The 20,022-nt window shown below is 72.3% G+C and carries 17 protein-coding genes; 5 read left to right on the top strand and 12 right to left on the bottom strand.

The genetic code is table 11. The features are described from left to right. The first annotated feature begins 58 nt into the window (after positions 1-58). A complete protein-coding gene (locus ABD714_RS10995) occupies positions 59-1,525 on the top strand; it encodes an aldehyde dehydrogenase (NADP(+)) (RefSeq protein ID WP_344812382.1) in 1,467 nt (488 codons plus the stop codon). Between the two features lie 129 nt (positions 1,526-1,654). On the opposite strand, the gene ABD714_RS10990 is transcribed toward ABD714_RS10995, so the two are convergent. Together ABD714_RS10990 and ABD714_RS10985 are read right to left on the bottom strand one after the other, a co-directional pair. Next, positions 1,655-2,506: a hypothetical protein gene (locus tag ABD714_RS10990; RefSeq protein WP_344812381.1), complete on the bottom strand. Its 852-nt coding sequence runs from the start codon at positions 2,504-2,506 to the stop codon at positions 1,655-1,657. A 25-nt stretch (positions 2,507-2,531) separates the two neighbouring features. Beyond that, positions 2,532-4,742: a hypothetical protein gene (locus ABD714_RS10985; protein WP_344812380.1), complete on the bottom strand. Its 2,211-nt coding sequence runs from the start codon at positions 4,740-4,742 to the stop codon at positions 2,532-2,534. 352 nt (positions 4,743-5,094) lie between these two features. Here ABD714_RS10985 and ABD714_RS10980 point away from each other — a divergent pair, with 352 nt between their 5' ends. Both ABD714_RS10980 and ABD714_RS10975 read left to right on the top strand, forming a co-directional pair. Next, entirely contained in the window at positions 5,095-5,652 is a 558-nt protein-coding gene (locus ABD714_RS10980; protein ID WP_344812378.1) for an RNA polymerase sigma factor, read from the top strand. Further along, the gene (locus ABD714_RS10975) at positions 5,645-7,795 is read left to right on the top strand and encodes a beta-propeller domain-containing protein (protein ID WP_344812377.1); all 2,151 of its coding nucleotides are present in this window, start codon (positions 5,645-5,647) and stop codon (positions 7,793-7,795) included. The genes ABD714_RS10980 and ABD714_RS10975 overlap by 8 nt, the downstream gene beginning before the upstream one ends. Here ABD714_RS10975 and ABD714_RS10970 read toward each other — a convergent pair. The 5 genes from ABD714_RS10970 to ABD714_RS10950 all read right to left on the bottom strand — a co-directional run bounded on the left by ABD714_RS10970 (position 7,792) and on the right by ABD714_RS10950 (position 12,034). Continuing rightward, the gene (locus tag ABD714_RS10970) at positions 7,792-8,832 is read right to left on the bottom strand and encodes a magnesium transporter CorA family protein (RefSeq protein ID WP_344812376.1); all 1,041 of its coding nucleotides are present in this window, start codon (positions 8,830-8,832) and stop codon (positions 7,792-7,794) included. The genes ABD714_RS10975 and ABD714_RS10970 overlap by 4 nt on opposite strands. Positions 8,833-8,888: 56 nt before the next feature. Next, entirely contained in the window at positions 8,889-9,914 is a 1,026-nt protein-coding gene (gene fbaA / locus ABD714_RS10965; protein ID WP_344812375.1) for a class II fructose-bisphosphate aldolase, read from the bottom strand. Positions 9,915-10,060: 146 nt separating this feature from the next. Further along, positions 10,061-10,681 carry a hypothetical protein gene (locus tag ABD714_RS10960; protein ID WP_344812374.1) on the bottom strand — a complete coding sequence of 207 codons (621 nt, stop codon included), beginning with the start codon at positions 10,679-10,681 and terminating at the stop codon, positions 10,061-10,063. Continuing rightward, the gene (locus ABD714_RS10955; protein ID WP_344812373.1) at positions 10,678-11,229 is read right to left on the bottom strand and encodes a hypothetical protein; all 552 of its coding nucleotides are present in this window, start codon (positions 11,227-11,229) and stop codon (positions 10,678-10,680) included. Before ABD714_RS10955 ends, ABD714_RS10960 begins: the two co-directional genes overlap by 4 nt. Before the next feature lie 31 nt (positions 11,230-11,260). After that, a complete protein-coding gene (locus ABD714_RS10950; RefSeq protein WP_344812372.1) occupies positions 11,261-12,034 on the bottom strand; it encodes a GntR family transcriptional regulator in 774 nt (257 codons plus the stop codon). A 72-nt stretch (positions 12,035-12,106) separates the two neighbouring features. Here ABD714_RS10950 and ABD714_RS10945 point away from each other — a divergent pair, with 72 nt between their 5' ends. Further along, positions 12,107-13,162: an SIS domain-containing protein gene (locus tag ABD714_RS10945; protein WP_344812371.1), complete on the top strand. Its 1,056-nt coding sequence runs from the start codon at positions 12,107-12,109 to the stop codon at positions 13,160-13,162. A 79-nt stretch (positions 13,163-13,241) separates the two neighbouring features. Continuing rightward, the gene (locus tag ABD714_RS10940) at positions 13,242-13,925 is read left to right on the top strand and encodes a DUF6498-containing protein (protein WP_344812370.1); all 684 of its coding nucleotides are present in this window, start codon (positions 13,242-13,244) and stop codon (positions 13,923-13,925) included. Positions 13,926-13,950: 25 nt separating this feature from the next. On the opposite strand, the gene ABD714_RS10935 is transcribed toward ABD714_RS10940, so the two are convergent. The 5 genes from ABD714_RS10935 to ABD714_RS10915 all read right to left on the bottom strand — a co-directional run bounded on the left by ABD714_RS10935 (position 13,951) and on the right by ABD714_RS10915 (position 19,996). Further along, positions 13,951-14,787, bottom strand: coding sequence for a metallophosphoesterase (locus ABD714_RS10935; RefSeq protein WP_344812369.1), 837 nt, complete (start codon positions 14,785-14,787; stop codon positions 13,951-13,953). Next, positions 14,784-16,661 carry a putative nucleotidyltransferase substrate binding domain-containing protein gene (locus ABD714_RS10930; RefSeq protein ID WP_344812368.1) on the bottom strand — a complete coding sequence of 626 codons (1,878 nt, stop codon included), beginning with the start codon at positions 16,659-16,661 and terminating at the stop codon, positions 14,784-14,786. Before ABD714_RS10930 ends, ABD714_RS10935 begins: the two co-directional genes overlap by 4 nt. Before the next feature lie 35 nt (positions 16,662-16,696). Beyond that, a complete protein-coding gene (locus ABD714_RS10925; protein WP_344812367.1) occupies positions 16,697-17,542 on the bottom strand; it encodes a glutamate ABC transporter substrate-binding protein in 846 nt (281 codons plus the stop codon). After that, on the bottom strand, positions 17,542-19,125 hold the full coding sequence (locus tag ABD714_RS10920) for an amino acid permease (protein ID WP_344812366.1): 1,584 nt from the start codon (positions 19,123-19,125) through the stop codon (positions 17,542-17,544). Before ABD714_RS10920 ends, ABD714_RS10925 begins: the two co-directional genes overlap by 1 nt. 157 nt (positions 19,126-19,282) lie before the next feature. After that, entirely contained in the window at positions 19,283-19,996 is a 714-nt protein-coding gene (locus ABD714_RS10915; protein ID WP_344812365.1) for a FadR/GntR family transcriptional regulator, read from the bottom strand. Positions 19,997-20,022 lie beyond the last annotated feature (26 nt).

The raw sequence follows: 20,022 nt of genomic DNA, 5'->3' as shown, positions 1-20,022 counted from the left end.
CACGCCCGAGACCGTACGAGCTCGCCCGGCACCCTCCGGGCCGACCCGAGGAGACACGTTGACCGACACGCTCACCCCCGCCCCGACCGCCGTCCTGACCGCTCCCCAGGCGGCCGCCGCCGCGGCGTCCGCAGCCCCGGCGGTCGCCGCGGCCTCCCGCGAGGAGCGGGCCCGGTGGCTCGAGGCGGTGGCCGACGCTCTCGACGCCGCCAAGGCCGAGCTGGTCCCGGTCGCGGTGGCCGAGTCCCACCTGCCCGAGGCCCGGCTGACCGGTGAGGTGGGCCGGACCACGGGCCAGCTGCGGCTGTTCGCCGCCGTGCTCCGCGACGGGGGCTATCTCGAGGTCATCATCGACCACGCGCGCCCGGACGCCACGCCGCCGCAGCCGGAGCTGCGCCGCCTGCTGGTGCCGACCGGCCCGGTGGCCGTCTACTCCGCCAGCAACTTCCCGTTCGCCTTCTCGGTCGCCGGGGGCGACACCGCGTCCGCCCTGGCGGCTGGCTGCCCGGTCGTGGTCAAGGCGCACTCCGGCCACCCGGAGCTGTCCCGCCGGACCGCCGCGGCGGTCTCCGCCGCGCTGGCCGGGGCCGGCGCCCCGGACGGCATCTTCGGGCTGATCGAGGGCACCGAAGCCGGCCGCGTGCTCATCCAGGAGCCGGCCATCACCGCCGGCGCCTTCACCGGGTCGCTGACCGGTGGCCGCGCCCTGTTCGACCTGGCCAGCGGGCGGCCCGCGCCGGTCCCGTTCTACGCCGAGCTGGGCAGCATCAACCCGGTCGTGGTGACGGCCGACGCGGTCAGCGAGGACGGCGCCGCGCTGGCGACGGGCCTGGTCGGCTCCTTCACCCTGGGGGCCGGGCAGTTCTGCACCAAGCCCGGCGTGGTGTTCGTGCCCGCCGGTGCGGGGTTCGAGCAGCTGGTGGCCGCCTCGATGGGCGGGGCCACGGCCGCTCCGCTGCTGAACCAGCGGATCGCCACCGGCTTCGGCCAGGGGCTCGGGGCGCTGGCCGAGCACGACGCCGTGGCGGTGGTCGCCGGCGCCCGCTCGGCCGCTGACGCCGACGCTCCGGAACCGTTGGTGCTCGCCACCACGGCGGCCGCCGTGGTCGACGACCCGGAGGCCCTGCTCGCCGAGTGCTTCGGACCCGTCACCCTGCTCGTGTCGTACGCCTCCGCCGACGAGCTGGCCGCGGCCCTGGCCACGGTCGAAGGCAGCCTGACCGGCACCATCCACGCCGCCGAGGGTGAGGACGTCCGCGACCTCACCGCGCTGCTCGCCCCCCGGGTGGGTCGGCTGCTGTTCGGAGGCTGGCCGACAGGTGTCGCGGTCACCTGGTCCCAGCACCACGGTGGCCCGTGGCCGGCCACCACGTCGGTGCACACCTCGGTCGGAGCAACGGCCATCCGCCGCTTCCTGCGGCCCCTCACCTTCCAGGACGCCCCCGAGGCGGCCCTGCCGCCGGAGCTGCACGAGAGCAACCCGCTCGGCGTGCCGCGCCGGGTGGACGGCGTGCTCGAGGTCTGAGTCCGCGCCGTGGGTGGCCGCAGCGGGAAGGTGCGGAGAACTCTCCCCGATCGGGTGCCTGAGCGGTGTGTCGCGCCGCTGCGGGCCCAGTCGGGAGCGACTTCCGTGGGCGTCGGCGGGAACGAGCGCTCAGTCGTTGCAGACCCGGAGCGGTTCTCCCCGCCGTGTCCCGGACACACCCTCGAGGAGTCGGTAGGCGCGGGGGCTGACGGCGATCATCGCCCGCCGGTGCGGGTGGCGCGAGACGATCTCCGCACCGCCGACGGCCGATCCCGGGAGCCACGTCGATCCGTCGACGCTGCCGTGCGTCGTCCCGCAGGCCGGACACGACGGGGGCCCGTCGATCTGGGTGTGGCGCGGACAGGGCATCAGCACGTCGACCGTCGCTCGCAGCACGGCCATCCGGGTCGAGGTGCCGCGCGCACCCTGCACCGGTTCGGTGACCACGCCCGCGATCCCGGCGTCGCGGAAGAGCGCGACCAGCCGCAGGGACATCATGAGGGCACCGTCGGGGAGGTTGACCAGCTCCCAGCCGTACGGTCCCGGACGTGACCCGTCCGGGGCCGGCTCGTCGAGCATCGCCTCGTCGATGCGTACGGGTCGGCGAGGCGTCCTGTCGAACGCGTCGTGGTGCCCGCAGACCGGGCAGGGAGGATCGACGCGGTAGGCCCGGGCGGCGTTGCGGACGAACGGCGGGTCGAGGCTGAGGTCGATCCCGGTCACTCCGATCAGGTCCGCCTCCGCGTAGTCACGCTCCTCGTAGACGGTGCGGGCCGAGCGGATGAGGTCCGCGCCGAAGGGGGCCAGGGCCGCGGCCGTGGCGTCGGCCGTGGCCGAGTCCGTGTCGACGAGCCACATGATCTCGCCCACCTGCGTCACCGCGTGCGCGCCGGCCACCGTCCTGGCCGCGACGCCGACCTCCCCCCACTCCGCGTCCGACTGCCCGTTGCGGCCGGCTGCCACGGTCCAGATCCGCTTCACGACAGCCTCGTCCGGTACGCCACGATCACCGCAGTCTGGCAGCCGAGTAGGCGATGCCGGATCCGTAGGCCGTGGGCGGGATGCCGGGATCGGTCTGGCTGTGCAGCAGCAGGTAGTACGCGGTCATCACCCCGACGAAGGTCGCCTTGTCACCGGGGTTGGTGCGCAGGTGGGCGATGAACGCGGTCGCGAAGGCGTTCTCCACGATCGGGAAGCCCTTCGACGCCGCGAACGTGGCCATCGCGGCGTGCAGCTCCGGGTGGATGACGTGCAGGTGGATGTCGTGGCGCACCTGCATCAACGGCTGCTCGGGCGCACCGCCGACGTACTTGGGCCAGGAGTGGTGCCCGTGGATGGGCTGCGGACCGCGGTCGAGCCGGCCGTTCCAGTCCAGGATCCCGCCGAGGAACCGCAGGTTCCAGCGGAACGGCTTCGCGCCCCGCTTCCGCCGGCGCCGGGCCCGCTCCCGCGGGCGATCGCGGGGGATCGGCCGCGGCCGCGCCCTCACCAGCTCGCGGATCAGCAGGTACAGCATCACGATGACGGCGACCACCAGCAGCGCGATCCCGAGCCACCAGAGGATGACCGCGAGCTCGACCCCGATGATGACGGGGATGGCGATGGCCGCCGCGGCGGCGGGCGGCGAGGCCATCTGGGCGGCCGAGCGCAGTCGCGAGGCCGTGAAGTCCTGCAGCGGGGAGGTGACCGCCGCGTCGTCGCTCCCGATCGAACCACCCGTCACGAGCTGGCGGATCCGGCCGACGACCGATCGCAGCAGCGACCGCGCCCCCTCGACGACAGATCGTGCGACGTTCCCGAGAGCGGTGACGGGGGCCCGGATGAGACCGAGCACCGTCGAGGCGATGTCCCGCAGGGCACCGGCGACCCGCGAGGCGTAGCCACGGACCAGCTCGAGAGCCTGGCGGACCACGGCCGTCACGGCCTCCCGGGCTCGGGCGACGACCTCCGCGCCGATCTGCAGGAGCCGTTGGGCGATCGTGGCGATCCCCGCCCGGATCCGACCGAGGTACTCACCGGCCGAGGCCCGTGTGGCGGCGACCACCCCGCTCTGGACGCGGCGGGCCTCCTGCACCGTGGCCGCGTTCTCGGCACGGACCAGAGCCACCTCCTCGAGGTCGGTCGCCGGATCGGGCCCCACGTCGAGGTTCGCGCGGCCGTCCGTCCGGTTCGCCTCGATGCGCTCGACGGCCAGCCGCTCGGTGGCCGCGAGGTGGCCGGCCGAGGTCCCGAACAGGTCGCGGGCAGCCGACTTCGCCGCGGCCCAGCCGGACCGCAGTGCCCCGGTCACGGACTCGGTGACCCGCCTCAGGGCGGTGGTGATCGCCGCGATCCCGCGATCGATCATCGCTCGCAGCGCATCGCCGATCCGCCGGACCACCGCTTGGGCCGCTCGTGCGGTCCGTTCCACCAACCCGGCGGTCTCGCCCACGATCGAGGCGATGAACCCCGTGACCTGCCCGATCGTGGAGCGGACCTTTCCGGCGACACGCTCGGCCGCACCCAGGATCCACGACCGCACCCGGCCGACGCCGGGCAGGTCGGGGATCGGCAGCCCGCGGGCGAACGAGAGCACTCCCGAGGCGACGCCGCCCACCGTGGACTCGACGAGGTTCCGCGCGGCCGCCGCCCCGGCCCGCACCTGACCGGCGGCGCCGGCCGCCATCCCGGCGGTCCGAGCGGCGACGTCGGTCACGGAGCGAACAGCGGACCCGGCTGTGCCCCGCAGCCACGACCCCACCCGAGCGATGGCGCCCCCGACGGCTGAGCCCGCTCGTGCGACAGCGCCGCCGAACCCGGCGTCGACGCCGCCGATGACCTGTGTCTGGTCGGCGGCGAGCTGGGCACGGTTCCCGTGCGACGCGACCCGTACAGCGTTGATCGACAGCGCGGTGTCGTGGTCGATCGCGGCTTCGTGCTCGGCGACGGGATCCGGAAGGGTGATGGCCACGGTGTCGCCGGCATCGGCCTGCGGGGCGGACCTGGGTTCGTCCTGCTCCGGCGGCGCTCCCCGGCCCTCCGACGCCGGGTCGGCACCGGGTGCTCTCGGCGTGGGGGCCAGCAGACGCTGGACCGCGGCGTTCCCGGCCGCTCCCTGCAGCGCGAGGACGTAGCCGTTCAGCCCGCCCGGCCCGGCCGGCAGGGTGGGCGGCACCTTCGCGGTGGCACGACCGTTCGCGGTGTCCTCAACCCGGGTGGCCCGCATCGTCTCCGCCACGACTCTCCTCGGTTCGAGCTCCCCCGCCAGCATGCGCGCCGACCGGGTGCGTCGGGTAGGGCCACCGACCTGGCGACCCGGGCAGCGTCGGCTGCCCTTCCGGGCAGTCGCTGCGCCCCCGAGCCGTGACCGGTGCGGTAGAGCGCGTCGCCGATTGACCCGATCCGCCGAGCGGGCGATCATGACGATCCATCGAGCCGGCCCACGCGGCTGTCACCCACCTCTGCGTCACCACCTGCTCAGCCTCCAGCCCTCCAGGAACGAGCCCGTCAGAGAAGATCCCCTCGCCGTGTCAACCGGGGAGCCGCCTGGAGCGAGTGACTCGGTGATGGACAGCCAAGGAGCAGCGATCGTGGGCAACGCCTCGCCTTCCGTACCGGGACGGCCGGTGCTCGCCGTCGTCCCCGGTCCGGCCACGGAGGCCGAGGCGCTGTCGTTCGAGGACTTCTACCGCCACGAGCAGCGGAAGGTGCTGGGCCTGGCGTACGTGCTCACCGGGGACCTGGCGGTGGCCGAGGACGTGACCCAGGACGCCTTCACGGCCGCGTTCCGGCAGTGGCGTCGCGTGGCTGCGTGCGACTCACCGGGCGCCTGGGTCCGCCGCGTCGCCTGCAACCGCAGCGCCTCGGTGCGGCGCCGTCGCCTCGTCGAGGCGAAGGCCCTGGTGCGGCTGGCCCGACGGACCCCGGGCTCGGTCGAGCTCGAGACCGGCGACGCCGAGTTCTGGCGGGCGGTTCGTCGGCTGCCGGCACGGCAAGCACAAGCGGTAGCGCTCTACTACTTCGAGGACTGCAGCGTGCGCGACATCGCGGCCGTCCTGGACTGCAGCGAGGGCACCGTGAAGACCCACTTGAGCCGAGCGCGCGCCTCCGTCGCGCGCCACCTGCAGCTGGAGACCCCCGATGAGTGACTTCGAGACCCGAGCCCGAGCGGCGGCCGATGCCGTCCGGCGTCAGCTCGCCGAGCTTCCGACCCACCAGGAGGAGGGCCTCCGGCGGGCGCAGCGGCCACCGACGCGCACCGTCGGCCGCCTGGCGGTCGCGGCCGCGGTCCTGGTCGGTGCGGTCGCGATCGGTGTGCCGATGCTCGGCGGTGGGGTCACCCTGGGCGGAGATGGTGTCGCGACCGGCGGCGCCGGTGGGGCGGGTGCCGGCGGCACGGGTGGGGCGGGTGCCGGCGACGACGGGGCGGCCGGTGGTCCTGGCGGGTCGGCCAGTGGTCCTGACGGGTCGGCCGGGGAGGACCGGACCTTCGCGCTGACCGGGGCCCTGACGCCCTTCCCGACCTGCGACACCGTCCTGGCGTACTTCCGGGAGCACGCCCCCGACGAGCTGATCGACCGCGTCGGCGGTGGCGCGGACTCCGGCGGCGGGCCGTTCTGGCGGGTCCCGATGCCGACCGAGGCCGACTCGGCCTCGGCGGCCGGCGCCGAGGTGTCCGCGAGCGCGCCGGCGCACTCGGACACCAACCTGCAGGAGGCCGGCGTCGACGAGCCGGACATCGTCAAGACCGACGGCCGACGGATCGTCGCCGTCGCCCAGGGCCGGGTCCACCTGATCAGCGCGGTGCGGGGCGAGCTCACGCACGAGGAGACCCTGCCGGGGTCGTCCGCGCGGAACGTGTTCCTGTCCGGTGACCGCCTGCTGGTCTTCAGCGATCTCGAGGCCCAGCCCGACGACCACGGCACGGCCTGGTTCGGCGCGCGGGCCGCGCTGACCATGTACGACGTCTCCCGTCTCAGCGATCCGCAGCTCGTGGCCACCCTGACCGTCGACGGCACCGTGCTCGACGCCCGTCTGGTCGGCACGCAGGTGCGGGTGGTGACGGTGGCGTCGCCGGACCTCGACGTGCCGGCCCCGGACTTCACCCCCGGTGGACGGCTGACCGAGAAGTCCGAGGCGAGGCTGCGGGCCGCCGTGGCGACGTCGAGGATCGACGACTGGATCCCCGCGTACGTCCTCCAGGACGGCAGGGGCGCCCAGGTGGCCAGCGGCCACCTGGTGGACTGCGACGACCTGGCCCGGCCCGACCGGTTCTCCGGGCTCGACACCGTCGCCCTGTCCTCCTTCGACATGACCTCCGCGCTGCAGTCCCGGTACGCGGCGGGGCTGGTCGCCGGCGGCGAGCAGATCTACGCCACCGGCACGGCGACGTACGTGTCGACCACGGCGTGGACCCGCGACGGGACACCCGCGACCACGAGCCTGCACGCCTTCGGCACCGCGACGTCGGGCATGAGCAGCTACCGGGGGTCCGGCGACGTCCCCGGCACGCTGCTCAACCAGTACGCGATGTCGGAGTACGAGGGTGTCCTCAGAGTCGCCTCCACCGTCACCGAACGGCGCGGCTGGGTGAATCCCCGCGAGGTGACCGAGGGCGTGGTCACGACCCTGCAGGAACGGGACGGAGCGCTGCGCCAGCTCGGTCGGGTGGGCGGCCTCGGGAAGAAGGACAACGAGTCGATCCGGGCCGTCCGCTTCATCGAGGACCGCGGCTACGTGGTGACGTTCCGCCAGACCGATCCGCTGTACGTGCTCGACCTCCGCGATCCGGCTGCTCCCACGGTGCTGGGTGAGCTGAAGATCCCCGGCTACTCGGGCTACCTGCACCCGGTCGGGGAGAACCTGCTGCTCGGCGTCGGGCAGAGCGGGGCCGAGTCCGGTCCCGACGGCGTGACCGGCGTGCAGTTCTCCGTCTTCGACGTCAGCGACCCGAAGGCACCGCGCCGCGTCGGCACCCAGACCTACGGCGCGGGGTCAGCGGTCGCCGAGTTCGACCCGAAGGCGTTCCTCTCCTGGCAGCCGCGCGATCTGGTCATCGCTCCCGTCGACGTGTACGGCGACGACCGGGGCCGGGGGGCGTTCAGCGGCGTGGTGCTGCTGCGCGCGAGCGAGGAGGGGCTGAAGGAGCTCGGGAAGGTGCGGGTGTCCGCAGACGGCGGCACGGCCCAGCGGTCGTTCGTCATCGGCGACGACGTCTTCGTCCTCTCCGATCAGGCCCTCCAGTCCGTCAGCCTCGACACCCTCCGGCCGATCGACGCCCTGGACCTCTAGATCCAGTCTCGTCGCTTGAAGGTCAGGTAGAGCACGATCGCGCTGACCACCATGATCGTCAGGTAGACCCAGAAGCCCACGGTGGTCCCGTCGAACGGGAAGCCGACGTTCATCCCGACGAAGCCGGTGATCAGGGTGGGGACGGCGATGATGGCCGCCCAGCCGGTCAGCTTCTTCATGATCACGTTCAGCTGCACGTCGGCCAGGGCCAGGCTGGTCTCCAGCACCGTCGCCAGGGACTCGCGCAACGTGTCGGCGGCGGCGGCCACCCGCTCGTGGTGCTCGGCGATCAGGTTCCACCGACGGGCGACCAGCGGGTCCTTCCGCCGACCCTTCGGCACCGGGGCCTGCTGGAACCGGTCGCGCAGGTCGGTCATCACGGTGCGCATCGGCGCGGTGACCCGGCGCAGGGTGGTGAGCCCCGTCCGCAACCGGAACGCCCACAGCTGCCGCTCCTTGGACAGCGGGCGACCACCGAAGAGGTCGTCGGCCAGGTCGTCCCCGGACTGCTCCAGCCAGTCGGCGACGCCGGCGTACGTGTCGACCACGGCCATCATGATGATCTGCAGGGCGGCCTCGCTCCCGCCCTTGGCCAGCCGGTCGCCGGCCACCGCCAGCCAGCGGCCGGGGTCGACCTCGGGGCACACGTCGGCCAGGCAGACCACTGCCCGGTCGGTGACCAGCAGGCTCACCGGGTGCACGGTCACCTGGGCGGTCTCGCGGTCCAGCGACACGGCGTTGGTCAGCACCAGCCGCGCCTGACCGATCTCCTCGAACTTGGCCCGGTGGTCGTCGGCCAGCAGCTCGTGCACGGCGAACCGGTCGAGTCCGAACTCGGCGATGACCCGCTCCAGCTCGTCGCGGGCGTAGTCGCTGGACCGGTCCAGCACCCACCAGGCCGAGGCGTCGTCGTGGAGGTCGAGGACGTCGCCGAGGTCCTCCCCGGCGAGGTCCTCGGCGAGCACCTTGGTCCCCGACCAGACGCGGCTGATCGGGACCGGCCCCGTGAGCTCCTCACGACTGGTTGCTGTGGTCACGGGGCCAGTCTGCCCGCTCCCACGGGGTGGGAGCGGGATCGAAGCGTCTGGGGCGATCAGGCGCTCAGCGACGTGCCGGCGCTGCGCAGGTGCTCGCAGGCCTCGACGATGCGCGCGGCCATGCCGGCCTCGGCGGCCTTGCCCCAGGCGCGCGGGTCGTACGCCTTCTTGTTGCCGACCTCGCCGTCGACCTTCAGCACACCGTCGTAGTTGGTGAAGAAGTGACCGGCGGCCGGACGGCTGAACGCGTACTGGGTGTCGGTGTCGATGTTCATCTTGATCACGCCGTAGTCGACCGCGGCGCGGATCTCCTCCAGCGTCGAGCCCGAGCCGCCGTGGAAGACCAGGTCGAACGGGTTCTCCTTGCCGATCTTGGCGCCCACCTGCTCCTGGATCTCCTTGAGCACCTCGGGACGCAGCTTGACCGCACCCGGCTTGTAGACACCGTGCACGTTGCCGAAGGTGAGGGCGGTGATGTAGCGGCCCTTCTCGCCGGACCCGAGGACCTCGATGGTCCGCAGCCCGTCCTCGACGGTGGTGTAGAGCTTGTCGTTGATCTCGTTGCTGACGCCGTCCTCCTCACCACCGACGACACCCACCTCGATCTCCAGGATGATCTTCGCGGCGCTGGTCAGGGCCAGCAGCTCGTCGGCGATCGCCAGGTTCTCCTCCACCGGCACGGCCGAGCCGTCCCACATGTGGGACTGGAACAGCGGGTTCTGACCGTTCTTGACCCGCTCGGTGGAGATGGCCAGCAGCGGCCGGACGAAGCCGTCCAGCTTGGGCTTCGGGCAGTGGTCGGTGTGCAGGGCGATGGTGACGCCGTAGTTCTTGGCCACCTCGTGCGCGTACTCCGCCAGCGCGACGCTGCCGGAGATCATGTTCTTGATCGTGGGGCCGGACGCGTACTCCGCGCCGCCGGTGGACACCTGCACGATGCCGTCGGAGCCGGCCTCGGCGAAGCCCTGCAGTGCCGCGTTCAGGGTCTGCGAGGAGCTGACGTTGATCGCGGGGTAGGCGAAGTGGCCCTGCTTCGCCTTGTCGATCATCTCGGCGTAGACCTCGGGAGTTGCGATGGGCATGCGTCACTCTTTTCTGCGCGGGAAACGAACCGCCGGCGCCGGGCCGGCAAGGGTCAGTCTTGCAGCAAGGACCCGGGGGTGCCGAGCGGGTCTGCGGGCGTACGACCACCGCGGGCGATGGTCTACCGACCCGCGCGGAGCCGGGCTCAGTTCTCCAGCGCGGTGAGATCGACACCGAACCGACCGCCCGAGTACGCCCGTGCGGTGCTGTCGAGGGTGGCGGGGTACACGTCGAGCTGGTCCAGCGGCACCGAGAGCGAGTAGCCGTCGGTGCGGGTGACCGTGAGCTGGGGGCCGTGACCGAGCTTGCCCTTGGTGACGGCCAGACCCTGGAGGTCGTCCCAGGACACGTAGGCCCCGGCGATCTCCACGCCCGGCCGCCCCAGCCGCAGGGCGAGTCCCTGACCCAGACCCGCCAGGATCTTCTTCGCCTGGCGCCAGGCGAGGAACGCGACCAGGAGGAAGACCAGGGAGACACCGACGACGATCCCGTAGAGCACCCACGGGGCGGACGAGGCGAACTGCTCGCGCTGCCACAGGTAGAGGCCGACCATGATCGCGAGGGTGAGGACCAGGCTGATCACCCGCGAGACGAACCGCTTCCGGCGCTTGGCCACCCGCTGCTGCGGTGCGGTCGGGTCGTAGGGCAGACCCAGCTCCTCGTACGGCGACCCGCTCGTGAACCAGGGTCGGACCCCCCGCTGATCGACGGGGACGGCCGCCGTCGGCCGGGACCGCGGGACGCGGTCGTCGAGCTCGGAGCTCATCGCAGCTCCGGCAGGACGGGAGGCGGACCGGGGCGCGCCCCGTTGGCCATCAGCATGGACACGAAGGTATGCGCCTCCCGGCGCGAGGCCAAGTCCTTGAGGTCGTTGTCGATCCACCGGTTGATCCGGGTCCGTCCGACCACCACCCGCAGCCGGTGCGGGCCGATCCACCAGTCGACGTCGCCGCGGTGCAGGCTGAACAGGGGCCGGCGCAGCACGAAGCAGCCGGCGATCGGGCCGAGGTGCTCGGGCCGCCACTCCCGGACCGGTTCCGGGTGGTCGGCGGCGAACCACGCGTGGCCGTCGCGCAGGCACAGGGTGCCGAAACGGCGGGCGAACGGGTCACCCTGCTGGCCGAGCAGCACGTGCCAGTAGACCCCCGGCAGCCCCGGACCGCCCAGCGGACGCCAACCACCGTCGGGAGCGCGGAGCAGCATCTGGACCGGCGGACGGTCGGCGTCCTTCAGCACCAGGACCAGGACGACCACGGCCGCGACGGTGACCGCCGACGGCACCAGCGAGGAGAACAGGGTGAACAGGACATCCATGGTCCGGGCAGTCTCACCGACGCCGGGGTCGTCAGTTCTCGCGGGCGCCGCGCGGGGTGATGGCCATGTGGATCCGGTAGCGGTCGGCCCGGTACCAGGAGGTGGACAGCTCGATCGCCCGCTCCCCCGCGTACGTCACCCGCTCCTGCACCAGCAGCGGCGCCCGCTTGGTGGTGCCCAGCACCCGCGCCTGCTGCGCGTCGGCGGCCTCGGCCCGCACCGTCTGCTCGCCGCTGGTCACCACCACGCCGTACTCGCTGGCGAACACGTCGTAGAGGGCGCCGAGCTCCCGCTGGAGCAGACCGGGGAACAGGCTGGAGGGGTAGTAGCCGACCTCGTACGCCATCGGGGTCCCGTCGGCCGTGCGGAGCCGTTCGACCCGGATCACCGGGCGGCCCGGACGGATCCGCAACGCGTACGACACGTCGTCGTCGGCCGCCTCCTCGCTCGCCGACAGCACCACGGTGGCCGGCATCAGACCGCGGTCGCGCATCTCCCGGGAGAACGAGGTGAGGTGCAGCCGGGAGTCGATCTGCGGGCCGGTGACGTAGGTCCCCTTGCCGTGCACGCGCTCGAGCACGCCGGCGTCGACCAGGTCGGCGATGGCCTGCCGGATGGTCACCCGGCTGACGCCGAGCCGGACCACGAGCACCCGCTCCGAGGGGATCGCGTCCCCCGGGCTGAGCTCGGCGTCGATCAGCTGCTCGAGGATCGCCCGCACCTGAGCGCGCTTCGTGGTGGCCGATCCGAGCGGTCGCTCCACCCGGTAGGTTCCGAAGGCAGTGCCCCCGAACTCACGCTCCACGACGTCTCCGTAGCTGTAGCCGGCGGGGGTCGGATGATGAGACCACCGCAGACCAGTATGGAGGAGCACCCCGTGCCGGACAAGGACGACCACGTCACCCAGATGGCGCGGGAGATCGCCGAGCAGCCCCTGGCGCTGGACCGCACCCTGAGCAGTCTGCTCCCCCGCCGGGCCGAGATCGCCCGGCTGGCCCGGGGCCGGCACCGGCTGCTGCTGATCGCCCGGGGTTCCTCGGACAACGCGGCCATCTACGCCCGCTACCTGGCCGAGGTGCACGCCGGTGTCCCGGCGTCGCTGGCCGCACCCTCGGTCGCCACCCTCTACGACGCCCGACTCGACCTGGCCGACACCGTCACCATCGGGGTCAGCCAGTCCGGCTCGACCCAGGAGATCGTCGAGGCCCTCGACTGGGCCCGGACCTGCGGGTCGGCCACCATCGCCGTGACCAACGTGGACGACTCCCCGCTGGCCCGGACCGCCGACATCGCCCTGCTGACCGGAGCCGGGCCCGAGAGGGCCGTGCCCGCCACCAAGAGCTACACCACCCAGGTCGCGGCGCTGGCGGTGGCGGTGGACGCGATCGCGCCCGAGCCCGGGCGGCTGGACGCGGGCTTCGCCGAGGTGCCGGCCCAGGCCCAGACCCTGCTCGACGCCCCCGGTGACCTGGACGCGATGGTGGCCGCGCTGGCGCGCACCGAGGAAGTGCTGGCCAGCGGGCGGGGGCTCTGCTTCGGCACCACCCTGGAGGTCGCCCTCAAGCTCGAGGAGACCTGCCTGCGCCCGGTCCGCGGTCTCTCGTACGCCGACCTCAAGCACGGTCCGATCGCCATCGTCGACCACGAGCTGGTCACCCTGCTGGTGGCCGGACCCTCCGGTCCGACCCTGCCGGGGCTGGTCGAGCTGGCGGCCACGGTGCGCGGCAAGGGCAGCCCCGTGCTGGGGATCGGGGGTGACGAGGCGTTTCGGGCGGCCTGCGACGTGGCCCTGCCCGGACCTACGCTGAGCGAGCTGCTGGCACCGCTGGTGCTCGCGATCCCCGCCCAGGTGACGATCGAACGGCTCGCCCGCCGGCTCGGTCTCGACCCCGACGCCCCGCGCGGGCTGAAGAAGGTGACCCAGACTGACTGAGCGCGTCGTCGGCAGCCAGCTGTCGACCTCCCCCGACCGGGACGGGTCCGGGCCGACCTCCCGTCCCTGGCTGCTGCCCGTGGCCCTGGCCGTCGGGCTGAACGCGGTCACGGTGCTGGGGGTGGTCGCCCTCGGCTGGCCGGCCGGCAACGTGTTCGTGCTCTTCTGGGTGGAGAACGCGGTCATCGGCGCGTGGAACGTCGTCCGGATCGTCACGGCCCGCGGCGACGGGCGGGGTGAGCGTCCGGTCCGGCTCACCGTCAACGGCCGCCGCACCGCCCCGACACCGGTGCCGCTGGCGCTGTTCTTCTGCGTCCACTACGGCCTGTTCTGCCTGGTGCACGCGGTCTTCACCGGCTTCGTGGCGTACACCCTGGGCGTGCAGGCGAGCTTCCTCGTCCTCGGTCTCCCGATCGTGCTGGTCGTCATCCGCTACACCGTCGAGGTCTCGACCGTGTGGTTCGGAGCCGGCCAGCGGGACGTGGTGTCCCCGGCCCGGGCCATGGTCCAGCCCTACCCGCGGATCATCGTGCTGCACGTCGCGGTGCTGATCGCCTTCGCCGTCAGCCTGAGCCAGCTCGGCCCGGCGGCGGTGCCCGACCTGCTGCGGCCGACGGTGGCGGCGATGGGCGCTCTCGCCGGTCGGGACGTCTGGCTGGTCCTGATGCTGGTCGGGCTCAAGACCGTGGCCGACGTGTGGACCACCGTGCGAGCCACCCGGGTCGTCAGCGGCGGTGGTCGCCCGGACGACCACCGAGAGTGACACGTCGGGGGTTAGGGGGCTGGGCTCAGCGGGAGCCGGTCGGTTCCCAGGCGCGCCACGACGGGCTGGCCACCCGGCCGTGACCCGGGTCGATGCCGATGATCCGGGCGCCACCGAGCTTGGTGCTCTCGTGCCGGGCCGACTCGTCCAGCGTCGTGCGCCGGGCGATCTCCTCCCGGGCGGCGTAGCGGCGCTCGTTCCAGGCGTACAGCGAGGTGTGCCCGTGCAGCTGGTCGAACGGCATCCCCGCGCCGAGCCACCCGGGCACCAGCTCCGTCGCGGCCGCCGCCCACAGCGGTCCGGCCGCGAGCTCCGGACCTCGCCCGGTCAGCATCTGCCCCGGTCGGAACAGCACCGGGTCGTGGTCGCCGATCAGGTGGTTGAGCGCGTCCGCGGCGCGCACCGCGTCGTCGGGCGCGCCGAGGATCTGACGCCAGTAGCCCGCGGTCAGACCGGCGTGGGTGATGAGCACGTCGCGGTCGCCGGGGCCGGCCACGACCACCGCCACCTGCATCAGACCGTCGGCCCACCAGCCGCGGACCAGGTCGGCGGTCCCGTCGTCCAGGCGCTCGGGCCAGCTGAAGGCCGGAGCGGCGAGGTACTGCGCCTCGTGGTTGCCGACCAGCTGGATCCACCGCCCGGGACCTCCCCGCAGGTGGCGGTCCACCAGCGCGACCACGCCCGCCGAGTCGGGCCCGCGGTGCACCAGGTCGCCCACCTGCACGACCGTCAGGTCGGGAGGCAGCTCACCGGTGGCCTCGTCCGCGCCGAGCCGGACCAGCTCCCGCCGCAGCTCGGCCAGATGGCCGCCCACGTCCCCGATCACGGCGACCCGGTGCGCCCCGGTCGACGGTGCGGTCACGACTCCTCCGGCGACGTCCAGGCGTCGATCGGCACGTACTGGGCGATGTTGTCCATCCGTCGCTGGGCGGCCGCGACCTCCCGTACGGCCTGGGTGAGCATGCTGCGGTCGATCGGCGACAGCGACTCCAGCACCAGCACGTCCGACGTGGGCCGCCCCTGGCTCAGCTCACGCAGCTGGTAGCGCAGCCGCAGCCGCTGCAGCACCTCGAAGGCCTCGACCAGGTTCTGGGCCCGACGGGCCGGCAGCATGGCCGATCCGGAGGCGACCCGCAGCCGCTCCACCGTCGGCAGCACCGCCGACCCCACGCTGAGGGCGGCCCACCGCGCCAGGTTCACCACCGGCAGGATCGCTCCGGCCTTGATGTCGAAGGTGCCGTCCCGGCGGACCAGGACGTCGAGCACCGAGTGCATCCGCGCCCGGTGGGACAGGGACTCCTGGAGCAGCAGCCGCATGGTCCCGTGGTGACGCCGCAGCTCGGAGAAGACCCGGGCCACGGCGGACAACCCGGGGTCGCCGAAGATCGGCCGCCCGTCCACCAGCAGCGAGGCCATCACCGCCCCCTGGTTCTTCTCCGGGGCCGACATCCACTCCCGTCCGGCCGCCCGCCACTCCGCGTTGGTCCGGGAGAACGCGGGCCGCGAAGCAGTGGCCCCGTGGTGGTCCCCGCTCAGACCGGCGCGGGCGAGCACGTCGTGCACCTCGCCGAAGGCGACCCGGTAGGCCGCGACCTCGGCCGGGGAGACCCCGTCGGCGAACGCCACAGCGGTGTCCACGTCCGAGCTCGGCACCGCCTCGCGCCGGCCGTTGCTGCCGAGCGACAGCCAGGTGAACGCGTCCACCGTCAGGTCCGGGTGCGCGGCGAGGACCAGCGTGATCGCCCGCCGGACCAGGGTGTCCAGCAGGGTCGAGTAGACCGCGATCACCCGGTCCGCGGTCAGTCCCCCGGCCAGCAGGTCGTCCAGGGTGGCCACCACCCGACGGGCCCGGTCGAGCAGCTCCTCGGTGTCGGCGGCACGCCGCAGCTGCTCGTGCAGCGAGACACCGGCTGTGGTCGGCGAGACGGCGAAGTCACGGGGCGCCACCACCCCCCGCAGCCGGCGGTGGGTATCGACCACGACGAGGAACTCCGCGTCCTGCTCCAGCAGGAGGATGAGCGCCTCTGTGGCGGAGTCCCCCAGCCGTACGGTCGGAGCGGGCGTCACGACGAGCTGACCCACCGGGGTGCTGCCCGGCCGCCCGTCGACGATCAGGTGGCGGCGCAGCTGGGCGTCACCGACGATCCCGTAGCGGCCGTCGCCCAGCTCGATCACCGCGCACGGCAGATGGCGGTCGGTGAGCTGGCGCTCGGTCAGGCGGCGGGCCACCTCGTACGCGGACTCGGTCGGGTCGACGACCAGCGGCTCGGTGCCGATCAGGTCGTCGACCAGGGTGTACGTGGGTCGCTGCGCCCCCCGCTGGATCGCCGCGGACATGTGCTCGGCCAGGAAGCGGGCCCCGACGGTCGAGGTGAAGGCCGGGGTCACGGCCGATCCCGGGATGACAGCCACCGTGGTGGGACCCGAGGCCACGGCCCGGGGGCCGACCGAGCGCTCGGTCAGCATCGAGGAGAAGCCGAACACGTCGCCCTCGGCGAGACGCTCGTCCGGCACCTGCAGAAGCCGGTCCCGGTCGTTCCAGACGCCGACCTCGCCCTCCATGACGACGAACAGCCGGCTGTTCGGGTCGACGAACGCGTCGATGATCAGCTCTCCGGCACCGAACTGCTCGACCCGAGCGGCCGCCGCGATGGTCGCGACGGCCGCCGGATCGAGCGAGGCGAACGGTTCGTGCTGCTCCAGGAACTCCTGGAGCGGGCGCGAACGGTGATCCACGGGAGCTCCTCCCTCACCCACTGACCGGGCCTCGATCAGCTCCCCGGTGTCGGCGGCTTGGGGATGTCGTAGCCGGACGGACGGACGTTCTTCGCCAGCGAGGCCTTCCAGGAGCCGTCGTCGATGTAGGCCTTGAGGGCGGTGTTGACCTTGTCGACCATGGCCGTGTCGCCCTTCTTGAGGCCCACCCCGTAGAGCTCGTCGGAGAAGCCCTTGCCGACCACCTTGAGCTTGCCCTTGTACTGGTCCTCCGCGGCGAACCCGGCCAGGATCACGTCGTCGGTGGTGACGGCGTCGACCTCGCTGCGGTCCAGAGCGGCGACGCAGTCGGAGAACTTGGCGTACTCCCGCAGGTCGATGGTGCCCTTGAACTTCTCCTTGACCAACGCCGCGGAGGTGGTGCCGGCCACCGAGCAGAGCACCCGGTTGCTGAGCGTCTCCGGTCCGCTGATCTCCTCCTCGTTGCGGCGCACGAGCAGGTCCTGGTGGGCCTCGAAGTACGGACCGGCGAAGTCCACCTGCTGCTTGCGTTCGTCGGTGATGGAGTAGGTGGAGAACACCAGGTCGACCGCACCGCTGGTGAGCAGGCTCTCGCGGTTGCCGGGATCGGCCTCGATCCAGGTGATGTTCTCCGCCGGGACGCCCAGCGACTTGGCCACGTAGGTGGCGGTGTCGACGTCGAAGCCGGCGTAGGTGTCACCGGTCTTCTGGCTGAGACCGGGCTGGTCGAACGAGATGCCGATGCGCAGCGTCCCACCGGGCGTGGCCCCGGGGACGACGGCCGGGTCGGCGTTGATCTCACCGGCGCCGCACGCGGTCACGGTGGCCAGGGCCGTGCAGGCGACGGCCGCCGCCAGCATCCGTGCGATCGTGGTCCTCATCACTTCACCTCCGGGTCGATCGGGTTGGTGCCGGGGTCGTTCAGCTGGTCGAGCTCGTCAGGGGTCACACCCGGGTAGGTGGGACCGTCGTTGGACCAGACCGCCTTGATCCGGCCGTTGGTGTGGGCCATCACGTTGCCGCGGACGACCATCCAGCCGATCACCAGCAGGACCACCAGGATCGGGATGCCGATGACCACCACGATGAAGGTCGTCTTGTGCCAGAAGTACGGCGACGACTGCCACCCGGAGATGCACATGCCGACCAGGACGAAGGCCAGGAAGGCCAGGCCGACGTAGCTGGTCCACGGGTAGCCCGGTGCCGGGAACTTGCTCGCCGGCACCACGCCGCGCCGCACCAGCGAGCGGAAGCGCAGCTGGCTGAGGAAGATCGTGGCCCAGGTGAACACGACGCCGATGGCCGCGGCCTCCAGGGCGATCTCGAAGGCGTCCGGCTCCAGGTAGTTCAGCACCGCGCCGAGCACGAAGACGACCGAGGTCATCACGATGCCGGCCCACGGGACACCCTGGCTGCTCATCTTCAAGGTGAAGGCGGGGGCCTGCTTGGACATACCGAGACTGCGCAGCACCCGACCGGTGGAGTAGAGACCGGAGTTCAGGCTGGACATGGCGGCGACGATCAGGATGGCCTGGATCACCGTGGCCATCCAGGTCAGACCCATCTGCGAGAACACGGTGACGAACGGGCTGGTGCCGGCGGTGTAGTCCTGCGTGGGCAGCATGCAGACCAGCAGCAGGATGGAGCCGCAGTAGAAGACACCGATCCGGAAGATCACCGCGTTGACGGCCTTGGGGACCTCGCGCTCGGAGTCCTCCATCTCACCGGCGGCCACGCCGACCATCTCGATGGCGGCGTAGGCGAAGACGACACCGGACATGACCAGCAGCGGGCCGTACCAGTTGTACGGGTCCATGGTCGGCCAGAAGCCGCCCGGGTTGCTCCAGAGGTTGGAGAAGCCGGCCTTGTGGTCACCGACGTTGAGCCCGAAGACGACCACGATCAGGCCGACCACCAGGAACACGACGATGGCGCCGACCTTGGCGATGGCGGCCCAGAACTCGAACTCGCCGAAGGCGCGGGCCGACAGCAGGTTGATCATCAGCACCACGGCCAGGGCGATCAGCACGGTGCCCCAGGTGGGCATGGTCGGGACCCAGTACTGCACGTAGAGACCGACGGCCGACAGCTCGGCGATGCCGGTCAGGGCCCAGTTCAGCCAGTACATCCAGCCGGTGACGTACGCGGCCTTCTCGCCGTAGAACTCGCGCATGTAGGACACGAAGGCGCCGGACGTCGGCCGGTGCAGGACGAGCTCGCCGAGGGCCCGCATCAAGAAGTAGGCGATCACCCCGACGAACGCGTAGCTGAGCAGGAGGGCGGGGCCGACGTTGTGGAGGCGGGAGGCGGAGCCGAGGAACAGGCCGGTGCCGATGGCGCCGCCGATGGCGATCATCTGGACGTGGCGACGGCTGAGCGTCTGCTTGTAGCCGACCTGCTCGGCGTTCAGGTGGTCGTTCGCGCTCCCGCTCGCGCCGGCGGGCGGGTTGTCGACTTGGGTCACAGTGCCTCTATTCGGGGGGATGCTCGCCCGTGCGGACGAGTCGAGTCAGGCGTGGAGGTCACCCGTCCAGGGGGCGGAGGGTGTCGAGTGCCGCCGGCGAGCGGCCGGTCGGCGAGCCGACCAGCGGTGTCGGCGGGGAGAGGGTGGGTCGACCGCCTCAGGGAGGCGGCAGGTCGGAGAGGGAGTCGACCACGGCGTCGTGGACCTGGTCGAGGTGGAATCGCATGGCGTCCTCGGCCTCGACCGCCGACCCGCGGGCGATGGCGGTGGTGATGCCCCGGTGCTCGGAGTCGGAGCGGCCGCGGCGTGGCCCCGACCGGTCGTTGAGCATCGCCGACTGCTCGGACAGGGCCGATCGGATGGACCGGACGACCTGCGCGAACACGGGGTTCTTCGACGCCTCGGCGACCATCACGTGGAAGGTGGCGTCGAGACCGATCCAGACCGTCGGGTCCGTCTCGTTCTCCATCCCCTCGATGAGGGTCTGCAGCTGCTCCAGGTCGTCCTCGGTGCGCCGCAGGGCGGCCAGGCCGGCGGCCGGGACCTCCACGTGGGGTCGCACCTCGAGCAGGTCCGCCGAGGAGTAGTCACCGAACACGAGGTCGCCCGCCTGCCGGCCGACGACGAAGGTGCCCTTGCCGGTGCGGGTGACCGTGAGACCGAGAGCCGCGCTGGCCCTCAGCACCTCACGGACGACCGACCGGCTGACCGAGTAGCGCGCGGCCAGGGCCGCCTCGGACGGGAGCCGGTCACCGACCCGGATGACGCCCGCAGCGATGCCGTCCCGGAGATCGTCCAGGACGAAACCGACTGCTGACTGACGGGGGAACACCGACAGACCAGCTGTACGGCTGTCGGACAGGTTCCCCATGGCTCCACACTGGCGCTAACTGAGAA

Origin of the sequence: Microlunatus aurantiacus, assembly GCF_039536605.1 — a bacterium.
Classification (GTDB): Bacteria; Actinomycetota; Actinomycetes; order Propionibacteriales; family Propionibacteriaceae; genus Microlunatus; species Microlunatus aurantiacus.
The sequence above is the reverse complement of the archived record's forward strand: the minus strand, read 5'-3'. Positions and strand labels throughout refer to the sequence as shown.